This window comes from Mesorhizobium sp. M7A.F.Ca.US.005.03.2.1, from assembly GCF_003997795.1.
GTDB lineage: Bacteria > Pseudomonadota > Alphaproteobacteria > Rhizobiales > Rhizobiaceae > Mesorhizobium > Mesorhizobium ciceri.
Genome location: NZ_RZRP01001016.1, coordinates 1 through 2,032, shown reverse-complemented (window position 1 = coordinate 2,032; position 2,032 = coordinate 1). Strand labels below are relative to the sequence as shown.

2 protein-coding genes are annotated in these 2,032 nt (G+C 61.3%); one reads left to right on the top strand and one right to left on the bottom strand.

Features of this window, described 5'->3' with window-relative positions:
- Nucleotides 1-672: nucleotidyl transferase AbiEii/AbiGii toxin family protein (locus EN991_RS33980; RefSeq protein ID WP_164769585.1), on the top strand; the 672-nt coding region annotated here is incomplete at its 5' end.
- On the opposite strand, the gene EN991_RS33975 is transcribed toward EN991_RS33980, so the two are convergent.
- On the bottom strand, nt 659-1,552 hold the full coding sequence (locus tag EN991_RS33975; protein WP_348629619.1) for a hypothetical protein: 894 nt from the start codon (nt 1,550-1,552) through the stop codon (nt 659-661). The two genes, EN991_RS33980 and EN991_RS33975, sit on opposite strands and share 14 nt — an antisense overlap.
- Between the last annotated feature and the right edge of the window lie 480 nt (nt 1,553-2,032).

Sequence of the window (2,032 nt, the reverse complement as noted above, 5' to 3'; positions counted from 1 at the left end):
GGCCCGCTCAATGCGTTCCTCGCCGCCCAGTTGACAGAGGTCACCAAAGGGGCGGGGCGCGTGGAAATCGATGACGCCGATCCCGATCGGCAAACCCTGCTGCTTTGGTATCCCGAAGTGGAGCCGCGCGATGGCGCCTATGTCCGACCGGCGATACGTCTTGAATCCGGCGCAAAATCAGCGCTCGATCCCCATGGGCCTCTTACGATTACTCCCTATGTCGCCGAGGAAGCAGCCGGCGTTGACCTCGCCGTGCCGGACGTCACCACGATCGAGGCGACGCGGACCTTCTGGGATAAGGTGGTGATCGCTCATGGGCTGCGCCGCTGGTATGAGCGGCGTGGTGAACTACGGCAGGAAGGTCAGCGCGTCTCGCGGCATTACTACGATTTGCACTGCCTCATGCAGTCGGAAACCGGGAGAGCGGCGCTCGCCAACCTCGATCTTGGCGCCGATTGCGTGCGTCACGCGCGCATGTTTTTCGATCGGCCGGACTATGATCTTGCCTCGGCAGTGCCGGGGACCTTTGCGATCGAGCCCGCGACCAAGATGGTCGATGCGCTTGCGCGCGACTACGCCAACACGACTGCGATGATCTTCGGCACCCCGCCAAGCTTTGACGGCATCCTAGCCTCGGCCCGGCAGATCGAGCAGAGCATCAACGGCGGGTAATTGTTCGCAGCCGCGTCCGCCTTCTCTCCAATGCGCGAGCCATCTTTCTTGCGGCCCTCAAATCGTCGAGAGTCGGCTGCCACCAAACTGCTCCATCGATCTTCGTCTTGGATCGCGAGGGCCAGGTCTTGATGAGCTCATCGAGGTCGGCGGGACGCCATCGCCCCCAGACATAATTATGGTGGTCTGGAAGGTCGGAGTAGTGGGAACGAAGTATCTCGCCGTCGACGGAGTCACCATCGCATCCGACGAAGACGACGACACCAAAGCTTCGTGTCATTACGGGCCGGCCAAAAGGTGGAAGATCGGCGGGGTCGAGCGGATAGCGCCTGCGGCGGCGTTCTATAGCACGTGCACGTGACGCCAGGTCTTGCGGAGACCCGCGCCTCTGCGCCGCGCGCTGCTTTCGCGCTTCGGGCTCGTTGCGAATGGCGGCAGCCTCGATTTCCGCCCAGCGTCGATGCAGTTGTTCGTAGGAGCGAAAAGGCACTGTCCAAGCGCGCCTGTCGGGATCCCAGGACGCAAACGGCACGTCGCGCATCGTGTTTACCACCGAGCGAGAATATGGTGTTTGCACCTCCAGCCGATCCTGGTGCACGAGCAGGTACTTGGAAACGATAGGATCGAAGGCGTAGGCGTCGCGTCCCCTGCTGTCAGCATGCACGTTCGATCCGGCTAATTCTTGCTCCAGCCAACGATTGAAACGCCGAGCGGCGGTCTTTCCCGGGACAAACCAGGCCTTGAGTTCATCGCTCCAACGGGCCCGGGGAAAACTCTTCCGGAAGCGTTCGACGGTGATCCTGTCATAGGGGAACGAAGCCGATGCGCCCGTTGGGACATCGTCATTGGAACTCGACCCATCCGTTCTCTTCATGATCATGGCGCGCCGCACCTCACCGCATCTCTGCCAGGAGAACGCTTTACGAAGGCGCAAGTGCCCTTGGCGTCGATGTCGGCGAGAAGTCCCCATGTTGCAGGAGCCGAACGGGCCTTACCTTAGTTCGCGAGGGCTTGGTCGATAGCGCGATCGGCGATCCAGCGGCCAATGCAACGAGGTCTGCGCTTTTCTCAGAAGGCCGAGAGGCCGATCAAGCTGGATCTGCGCCAGCTTTCTTGATTCGACACCGGCCGCTCCTCGGCCGTTGAACGAACTGTCCGGTGTCAGGGCGAAACTGCCTGGAGCAGCCATCGCAAACAAGCTCAAAGTTGGCTGGATGATGATCGTTGCTGTCGCAAGATCTTAACAGTGAAGGCCTCCGCGATCTGCGGTGGAACGTCGCCACCCGCATCATCCCTCACAACCCAGCACAAGGAGTGGCTTGGCTGGCGTCAGATTCGATGCCGGAGCGCCTCCACGATC

Excerpts from the sequence above, each read along its gene's own strand:
- EN991_RS33975 (WP_348629619.1), bottom strand. The coding sequence starts at position 1,552 with ATGATCATGAAGAGAACGGATGGGTCGAGTTCCAATGACGATGTCCCA.